At 72.3% G+C, this 8,685-nt stretch carries 7 protein-coding genes; 5 read left to right on the forward strand and 2 right to left on the reverse strand.

The window, feature by feature from the left end; genetic code table 11:
• Positions 1 to 188: 188 nt before the first annotated feature.
• The 5 genes from VIW71_RS19415 (at position 189) to VIW71_RS19435 (ending at position 6,512) form a co-directional block, all read left to right on the forward strand.
• A complete protein-coding gene (locus tag VIW71_RS19415; RefSeq protein ID WP_331623623.1) occupies positions 189 to 494 on the forward strand; it encodes a helix-turn-helix transcriptional regulator in 306 nt (101 codons plus the stop codon).
• Positions 495 to 978: 484 nt separating this feature from the next.
• The gene (locus VIW71_RS19420) at positions 979 to 2,304 is read left to right on the forward strand and encodes a tyrosine-type recombinase/integrase (protein ID WP_331623624.1); all 1,326 of its coding nucleotides are present in this window, start codon (positions 979 to 981) and stop codon (positions 2,302 to 2,304) included.
• 448 nt (positions 2,305 to 2,752) lie between these two features.
• Positions 2,753 to 2,893 carry a DLW-39 family protein gene (locus VIW71_RS19425; protein WP_331623625.1) on the forward strand — a complete coding sequence of 47 codons (141 nt, stop codon included), beginning with the start codon at positions 2,753 to 2,755 and terminating at the stop codon, positions 2,891 to 2,893.
• 242 nt (positions 2,894 to 3,135) lie between these two features.
• On the forward strand, positions 3,136 to 5,061 hold the full coding sequence (locus VIW71_RS19430; protein WP_331623626.1) for a vWA domain-containing protein: 1,926 nt from the start codon (positions 3,136 to 3,138) through the stop codon (positions 5,059 to 5,061).
• Positions 5,058 to 6,512 (forward strand): hypothetical protein, encoded by a 1,455-nt coding sequence (locus tag VIW71_RS19435; protein WP_331623627.1) that lies wholly within the window; start codon positions 5,058 to 5,060, stop codon positions 6,510 to 6,512. The genes VIW71_RS19430 and VIW71_RS19435 overlap by 4 nt, the downstream gene beginning before the upstream one ends.
• 32 nt (positions 6,513 to 6,544) lie before the next feature.
• Here the strand turns inward: VIW71_RS19435 and VIW71_RS19440 are convergent, their stop codons facing one another.
• Both VIW71_RS19440 and VIW71_RS19445 read right to left on the reverse strand, forming a co-directional pair.
• The gene (locus tag VIW71_RS19440; protein ID WP_331623628.1) at positions 6,545 to 7,963 is read right to left on the reverse strand and encodes a serine/threonine-protein kinase; all 1,419 of its coding nucleotides are present in this window, start codon (positions 7,961 to 7,963) and stop codon (positions 6,545 to 6,547) included.
• Between the two features lie 101 nt (positions 7,964 to 8,064).
• Complete coding sequence (locus tag VIW71_RS19445) at positions 8,065 to 8,625, reverse strand: helix-turn-helix domain-containing protein (RefSeq protein WP_331623629.1); 561 nt, start codon at positions 8,623 to 8,625, stop codon at positions 8,065 to 8,067.
• Positions 8,626 to 8,685: the final 60 nt, after the last annotated feature.

The following is an 8,685-nucleotide window of genomic DNA, read 5'->3' on the forward strand; positions in this document are numbered from 1 at the left end:
CGGCGTGTAGGTGTGCACAGTGACGGCGCACAGGAGTCATGTAGATGCGCCAGTGCGCCCCACGAACAGGTGAAGGCTCCGCGTTCTACTTGCGTATGTAGATGGTGGCCGTAGATAGTGCTCCTGTGACGAGTCCCCCACCCGCAGGCGAGGACGTCGCCGCCCTGGTACTGCGGCGACTCGGCGAGATGCAGATGACCCAGCGCGACTTGGCGAAGGTCACAGGCATCCCGTACTCGACGCTCAATGCCTGGCTGACCCGCCGCCGCGGCACCGGTGGAGGGATCTCTCCCGATCACCTACGCGCCCTTGCCAAGGGAGTGAGGCTCACTGTCCGCGAGATGTTCGAGGCGAACGGGCGACAAGTGCCTGGCGACCTCGATGCGGAACGTGAGGCCAAGCTGCTGAGGATCTACCGCAACTTGCCCGTGGAGGGGCAGCGGGCGCTGATCCAGACCGCCGAGGCGCTCGGCCGAAGCATGAGGGCTTCGTGATGATCAATATGTGACGGTTAGTCAGGGTTGCCTAACCGATGGGAAGTTCATCGCAAAACAAAAAATTGAGCGTGTGTGCGCATTTATGGATGCCGTACTACGCGGGTCGATGTAGCGTGCGGAGACCGCTGTCCTCCCGGAGCGGTGCATTCCATTGCATCCACCCCTGGGGGTCCTATGTGCGTGCGCATTGTCGTGGTCGACGTCCTGCCAGCAGCCGTTGCGGCCTGGGAGCCGGACGACGTCACGATCCTCGTCCGACGCGGCGTGGACTGGGAGGGCGTGCTCCTCGATGAGGTGCGCGCGATCCTCGCCGACCTGGACGCTCCGCTGCCTTCTATCTCGGGTGTCCCTCTGTGCTTCTGCGGGGATCCCGTTCCCCTGCCGGCCGAGCTCACGGCAGGCGCCCGGCGGCGCCGTACGCACAACAGTCAGCACGTATGGCAGGTATCCCGTGGGGCGTAAACCCACCAACAACCCCCGCATGATCGCGAGCGCGGCGTGCGGTTGCGAGTTCTGCAAGGGCAAGATCCCGACGCCGGAGAGGCCAGCAGAGAAGGACCACTCCGGGAGCTGGCAGGCCCGCTACACCGGGCTGGACGGCCGAGAACATCACAAGAACAAACCGACCTACGACGAAGCCGTCGCGCTCCTGGAGGAGATGCGGACCGCCGTCCGGCAACGGACATGGCTCGACCCTGCCCGCGGCGAGATCACTCTCTGCGCCTGGCATGAGATCTGGTGGCCGGTCCAGGTTGGCGAGGAGGCGACGCTGGACCGGGACGAGAGGATGTGGCGGACGCACGTCGCGCCGGCCTTCGGATCGCACCGGCTGTATGAGCTGGGCTATATGGAGATCCAGGCGTGGGTGAACCGGCTGCACGACGGGAACGGCGGTCCGCTGGCTGCCGGCAGCGTCATCAAGGCCTTCCAGATCCTGGACCGCATGCTCACCTCGGCCCGGCTCGACCGGCGGATCCCTTTTAATCCGGCTGAGGGCGTGAAGCTGCCGACCGTGAAGAAAGCCCACCCTGAGGACCGACGGCCGCCGACCTACGTCCAGCTCTGGCGGATCCGGGCGCACGTCCCGGACTACCACCACGCTTTCCTGATCGTCGCCCAGGAGACCGGTCTGCGGTTCGGCGAGCTCGCGGGTCTGCGTGCGTGCTGGGTGGACCTCGACCGCCGGCGACTGCAGGTCCGTGAGGTCCTGACTGAGGTCCGCGGCGTCGTTCGCCGCAAGGCGTATCCGAAGAGCAACGCTGGCCTACGTACGGTGCCGCTCACTGGTCTCGCGTGCCGAGTGCTCGCCGAGCTCCTGGCGGACGAGAAGCCGAGCACCGCGCGCACCGATCCTAAGGAGGGATTGCACCCGGAAGAGCTCGTGTTCCACGGGCGCAACCGTCGCGGCCGGGACGGTCAGCCGGCCCGGGCGCCGATGCGCCGGAGCGGATGGCGGCGTATCTGGACGCGCGCCATCGAGGACGCCGGTGTGGTGCGGAAGACGACGAAGGAGTGGATAGAAGAGGAGAAGGACGTGGCAACGGGTCGGACGCGGAAGGTTGAGCGCAGCCGCACGTTCTGGTGGCCCGAGTTCCACGACGTACGTCACGCGTATGCGAGTCGGCTGCACGACCGCGGCGTACCCGAGGCGATCACCCAGGAGCTGCTCGGCCACGAACGCGCCGGCGAGGTGACGTGGCTCTACACGCACGCCGCTGCGGACTACGCCGGGCAGGCCCTCGCCGCGCTGGAAGACGGGACGATCGTCGGTCGACGTCGGGCCCGCTTGCGGCTGGTGGCGGCGTGATCAGCATCCGGAATCTGTCCGGAATCTGTCCGGACAGATTGCGTTCGCAAACGACTATCAGCCGGTGTCTACGTACTCCCGTGGATGTAGATGGCTGTAGATGGGATGAAATCGGGACATCGCCTTGACCTGCGGTGTTCGCCATTTTTGAAGCGGTCCCTGATAAGGAAGAGGCCACAGGTTCAAGTCCTGTTAGCCCCACCCAGCACGACAAGGCGACGTACGTCCGTGACACCGCGGACCACGTCGCCTTCGTCGTTCGCTGCTCGGCTCAGCCAGGCGCGGCGGAGGGCTCCGAACCCGCACTCCGGTACGGGGTGGCCGTTGGGCCGCCGTTCAGGTGACGTACGTGTGGCGGGCGCGGGCCGTCAAGATCACCGTTCGGTATCGGCCGCTGTGTATAGTCGGGCGCGTCAGAGCACGTCCCACATATGAAGGAGGTCACGCGGTGAAGAAGTTTCTCCTGGTCGCACTGGCCGCTGTCGCCGGCCTGTTTGTGTACCGACAGATTCAGGCGGACCGCGCCGAGCAGGACCTGTGGACGGAAGCCACTGACGCCGTCCCGGCGGGTTCCGGCACCAACGTCTGAGGCGCGCGTGAGATGCCGGAAGGCGTCGGCGTGTTCTCCGGGCCCCGGTCGCATCGTGCGGCCGGGGCCTTCGCCGTATCCGCAGCCGTACGGCCGCACCCCCCGACCCGGGAACCGCCCGCGGCAGGCGCCCTCGTAGCCTCTGTTGCCGTACCGTGACACCAGTCACTTGAGTTTGCATGAGCAAATGGATACTTTGCTTGAGCAAATGACATCGTCGTGGGGTGCGAGGGGGATGTGACGTGGACCGACGACCACCGCCGTGGCGGGCCGCCGCCGTACTGGGGGCCGCGCGGGCCGCAGCGGTGACGGTGGCCCTGACGGCTGGTCTCGCGGCGGCGCCGCCCACCGCCTCCGCCGCGCCGCCCGCCGGGCCGGACGGCAGCCTGATCATGGTGCTGGACTCCTCCGGCTCGATGGCCGGGCCCGACGGCTCGGGGCACACCCGGATCGTTTCCGCCCGTACGGCCGTCGGCTCGGTGGCGGACTCGCTGCCGGACGGCTATCCCACCGGGCTGCGGGTCTACGGCGCCGGCAAGCCGCACGGTTGCGACGACACCAGCCTCGTCCAGCCCGTCACCGCCCTGGACCGCGGTGCGGTGAAGCGGGCCGTGGCCGCCGTCCGGCCCAGGGGCGACACCCCCACCGCGCTCGCCCTGACCAAGGCGGCCGGTGACCTGCCGCCCGGCGGGCGGCGGACGATCCTGCTGGTCTCCGACGGCGAGTCCAACTGCGGCGCTCCCCGGCCCTGCGAGGTCGCCGCCCGGCTCGCCGGCGACGGCCTCGACGTGCGGATCGACACCGTCGGCTTCCAGGTCGAGGGGGCGGCCCGCGAGGAACTGGAGTGCATGGCCCGCGCCGGCCACGGCGCCTATTACGACGCCCCGGACGCCGCCGCGCTCGGCCGTCAGCTGGTCCGCGCCTCGCAGCTCAGCGCGGACGCCTACCGCCTGCGAGGCACCCGCGTCACCGGCGGCCCCGGCCCCGGGAAGGCCGCCCCGATCCGTCCCGGCCAGTACCTGGACACCATCGGCCCCGGCGAGACCCGCTGGTACGCCGCCACGCTCGACGCCGCCGCCACCGCGGACCTGTCGGCGACGGCGGTTCCGCAGCCGGGCGTGCGCGTCGAGTACGGCGACGGCCTGGAGCTCAAGCTCGCCTCCGCCGGCACCTCGGGCTACACCTGCGACACCCGGTCCACGCACTTCGGGCAGGACGAGGGCGCGATGACCCTCACCGGCGCGGTCAGCCGCGTCCCCAGCCACGGCCACGACGGCGAGTGCGACCAGGCCGGGCGCTACCTGCTCTCCGTGCACCGCACCAGCGCCGTCACCTCCGACCAGGGCCGCTGGCCGATCGAGCTGCGGTACGACACCGAGGCGCCGCTGCCGGACGGCACCGTACCGGCCGCCGCCCGGACCGACTACGGGACCGCGCCCGCGCCCGTCACCGGCACCCCGGAAGACGTCACCGGCGGCACCGGCTTCAACGACGCCGTCCCGCTCACCACCGGCGTCTGGCGGGACCGGCTGCTGCCCGCCCAGACCCGCTACTACCGGGTGCGCGTCGGCTGGGGCCAGCAGCTCACGTACGCGGCCCAGTTCGCCAACGAGCCGGTGCTCGACGCCCCCTCGGCCGGCGCCACGACCTTCGTCACGACCTCCGCGTACGCCCCCGGCCGGCTGCCGGTCGAGGACGCCTCGGGCGCCCGCGAGAACCGCCTGTACGACGGCTCCCCGGTCTCGGTCGGTCTCGGTACGGTCCCGGTCACATGGACCAATCGCTGGGTGAACGGCGAACCGGCGCACGCCGCGCACAGCGCGGGCGACTACTGGATCGCGGTGGGCCTGGGCCCGAACGCCGCGCGGCTGGCCAGGAACGCGGCCGTCGGCGTCATCCTCCGGGTCCAGGTCACCGGCGAGGAGCTGACGGGCCCGCAGTACCACGCGCCGCCGCTCGCCCGGCAGGGCGGGCACCACGGGGCCGCCTCCTCTCCGAGCGCGGCTGCGGCGGCGGCCGACGGTTCGCCCGGCTCGGGCGGCCGCGGCGGCATCACCGGCACGGACCTGATCGCGGCCGGTACGGGTGGGGCGGTGGCCCTCACCGGAGTGGGAGCGGTGGCGCTGGTGCACCGCACGCGGAACCGTACGACAAGGGGTGGGGTATGACGCGACGTCAGGGCACGAGGCGCGGCCGGGAGACGGGCGGTCAGGGCATCGGGCCCGGTCGCGGTATGACGCACGGTCAGGAACCGGGCGCCCGCGGCAGGACGCGGCGCACCGCGTTCACCGCGGTGGCGGCTGTGCTGGCGCTCACCGCCCTCCAGGGCCGGGCCGTCGCCGACAGCACGCCGTCCCCGTCCGGGGAACCGGCCGCGCCCGCCGTATGGCAGCCCGCGGGGAAGGCGCTCGCCGGAGCCGCCACCACCGTGGACGCGCCGCAGATGCAGCCCGCGACCACGTACCGGGACACCATCGGTCCGGGCGAGACCAAGTACTACGGGATCGCGCTCGACGCGAGGACTTCCGCCTACGCGTCCGCGTTCGCGGTGCCGGCGAGCGGTTCGCGGGTGGCGTACGGCGACGGCATCGAGCTGAAGCTGGAGAGCGCGGGGGGCGAGGACTGTGACAGCGCCGACTCCCACTTCCAGGACGAAGGCGACGTCCGGCCGATCGGCACCGCGGTCTCCCGGCTGATCGGCGTGGCCTCCTCCTGCCAGGGCGCCGACCAGTACACCCTCCAGGTGCACCGGACCAGCGACGGGACCTCCGACCCCGGGGCGTGGCCGCTGGAGCTGCGCTATGTCGGCGAGCCCGCACTCGAGCCGGGCACCACCGCGCGGCCCGCCCCGGGCTTCGGCACCGCCTCGCCGACGCCGCTCACCACGGGCACCGCACGGCAGGCCCGCGGCGGCACGTCGTTCGGGACCGCAGCCGCGGTGAAGACCGGCATCTGGAAGGACCGGGTGCTGCCCGGTGAGACCCGCTTCTACCGGGTGCCGGTCGACTGGGGCCAGCAGGTCACGGTCTTCGCGAACTTCTCCAGCGCCCAGGTCACCGACGACTCCGCCTACGTCAGCTCCGGGGTGCGGCTCGCGGCCTACAGTCCGGTGCGGGAACTGATCGACAGCGAGAACCGCGCGTACGAGGGCGCGCAGACCTCGATCAGCGAGCAGCTCGCGCCCGTGTCGTACGCGAACCGGGCGGCGAGCGACGACCAGGTCGCGCGAGTGCGGTACGCGGGCCCGTACTACTTCGCGGTCACCGTGCACCCCGAGGTCGCCACGGCGGTGAAGGGCCCGGTGCCGGTCGTCCTGCGGATCCAGATGGAGGGCGCGGCGCAGGCGGGGCCGGCGTACGACGGCGACCCGGGCGTGGCCGGCATCGGCGTCGACGCGCACGACCTGTCCTCGGCGAACGGGGCGCCCGCCGGCGGTGCCGCGTCCTCGGGCACCTCGGGGCTGCGGTTCCTGGCTTTCGCCGCGCTCGGCGCCGGCACGGTGCTGCTGCTCGGCCTCGCCGGGTGGATCGCCTCCGCGCGGCGGCGGGCGGCGCGCACGGTCCGTACCCCGACTGCGGAGGCGCCGCAGTCGGGGTACGGACCGCCGCCCGCCTGGTAGGCGCGCTGAGCCCCGTCTTCGCACGGCAGACGTCAGGACACGGCCAGGGCCACGAAGCCGATCGTGAAGCAGATCACGGCCAGCACCAGAACCGGGATCACCACCTTGGCGGGCGGTCCCGGTTTCGGCCTGCGCGCGGGCAGGCGCGCCGACGCGGTGTCGGCGGTCTGTACGGGGTACGCCCCAGCCGGCTGCGGCTGCGGCTGTGATTGGGGGTGGGGCGGGGGCTCGGGCTGCGGCAGGGGCTGGGCCGGTGCCGCAGCCGGTGCCGCTGGGGGCGGGAACTCGGCCCTGGTCCTGGTGTGGGTGATCGGTCCGGACGCGGGGAGCGGTGCGGCGTGGCGACCGGCCGGGCGGGGTGGGGCGCTCCGGGGGACGGGCGGCGGTGTGGCCTGTGCGGCGGACCGCGGAAGGGATTCGGGTGCGGCCTGCGGAACGGATCGGGGTGCGGCCCGCGGTACGCCCGGCGCGGCGGCTTCCGGCTCGGCCTGCGGGCCGGCCAGTGGGGCGGCCAGCGGGAAACCACGGGTCAGGTCGGCGGACGGCGGGGCCTGCCGCGCAGCGGCCCGCACCAGCGGGCCGTCCGGGCCGAAGCCCTCGGGCAGCGGTCCGATCTGGTCGAAGACCTCCACGGGCTCCTCGCCGGGCCCGCCCTCCGGGATCAGCTCGATCGCGGCGGCGAGCGCCTTGCGGGCCCCGGTCGCGGTACGGAACCGGGCGTGCGGGTCCGGCTGGAGCAGCGCGCCGACCACCTGCCACAGCGGCTCGGGCACCCCCGTCGGCGCCGACGGCATGCCCATCGCCACAAAGCGTTCCCTGATGGCCTCCGCGTCCGGTTTCCGGCCGCTCAGCAGGAAGAGGGCGACCAGGCCCACCGCGTACAGGTCGGCGGGGAAGTCGGGCTCGGCGCCCAGCATCTGCTCGGGCGCGAAGTAACCGGGCGTCCCGACCACGTAGTCGGTCTCGGTCAGCCGGGCGTCGCCCTTGCGCATCGCGATGCCGAAGTCCGACAGCCGTACGTGCGGGGTGCCGGTGCCGGTCGCCTCCAGCAGGATGTTCGCCGGTTTGATGTCGCGGTGCACGACGCCCTCGGCGTGCACGGCGGTCAGGCCGGCGAGCAACTGGTCGAGCAGCACGCAGACGTACGGGGGCGGCAGCGGCCCGTAGTCCCCGATCAGGTGCGACAGCGAGCCGCCGCGCACCAGGTCCATGGTGAACAGCACCTTGTCGTCGTCGGCCGCCCAGCTCGCTGGGGCCAGCACGTGCGGATGGTCGATGCGCAGCGCCTGCTCGCGGACGAACCGCAGCAGCGCGTGGGCGTCGCTCTGCTGGAGCACCTTGGCGGCGACATAGCGGCGTCGGCGGTGGTCCCAGGAGCGCCAGACCGCGCCGACGCCACCCCGTCCGATCGGGTCCACCAGCTCGTACCGGCCCGCGAAGACCTCACCCATGGTGTGCCGTCCGTCCCCTCGCCCTCGTGCCCTGCGCCGCCTCGCCCTGGACTTCCTCGTGCTTCCTCGTGCGGTCGGTCCCGGTGGCCCGCTTCCGTCGCTCAGTCCTGGTGCGCCTCGTAGTGCGCGAGCGCGTCCCCGGTCCGCCCGGCGCCGTACACACGGAGGAACTCTGCCAGTTGCGGGTGGGCGGGCGCGAGGGCGTGTGCGGCCCGCTCGATCTCGCCCGCCGAGGCCACCGCGCGCAGCACTGTCTGGATGCCGCGGACGACCTGACGGGGGGTCGCCGCCCCCGACTCGCCGGACGCGGAGTGCGTGGTGGTGCCGAGCACCGAGGAACCCGCGGACTCGCGGATCTCCGTCATCCGCGCCGCCGCCTCCATCGCGCCGGTCCGCCCGTCGGCGACCTGCGAGGCCAACTCCTGCAACGACTGGAGCCGCTGGACCACCGCCGGATTGCCGATCTTCGCCCGCTGCCCGCTCATCAGCTGCGACAGCATCGGCGCGGACAACCCGAGCACCCCGGCCAGCCGCGCCTGGTTCAGCCCCAGGTCCGCGATCAGCCGCCGGAACAGGTCCCCCAGCGGCTCCCCGTACCACCCCCGCTGCAGCTCCCTGGCCTCCTGCGCGCGGTTCGCGGAGTCCTGCGCCGACGTCTCCATACGCGCTCCCGTTTGCGCCTGCGAATACGCAAACCATCCTACGGACCCCGATACCCGCTC

It is taken from the genome of Streptomyces sp., from assembly GCF_036524955.1.
In the GTDB taxonomy this organism is placed as follows: domain Bacteria; phylum Actinomycetota; class Actinomycetes; order Streptomycetales; family Streptomycetaceae; genus Actinacidiphila.

Excerpts from the sequence above, each read along its gene's own strand:
- VIW71_RS19415 (WP_331623623.1), top strand. The coding sequence starts at position 189 with ATGCAGATGACCCAGCGCGACTTGGCGAAGGTCACAGGCATCCCGTAC.
- VIW71_RS19440 (WP_331623628.1), bottom strand. The coding sequence starts at position 7,963 with ATGGGTGAGGTCTTCGCGGGCCGGTACGAGCTGGTGGACCCGATCGGA.
- VIW71_RS19435 (WP_331623627.1), top strand. The coding sequence starts at position 5,058 with ATGACGCGACGTCAGGGCACGAGGCGCGGCCGGGAGACGGGCGGTCAG.
- VIW71_RS19420 (WP_331623624.1), top strand. The coding sequence starts at position 979 with ATGATCGCGAGCGCGGCGTGCGGTTGCGAGTTCTGCAAGGGCAAGATC.
- VIW71_RS19445 (WP_331623629.1), bottom strand. The coding sequence starts at position 8,625 with ATGGAGACGTCGGCGCAGGACTCCGCGAACCGCGCGCAGGAGGCCAGG.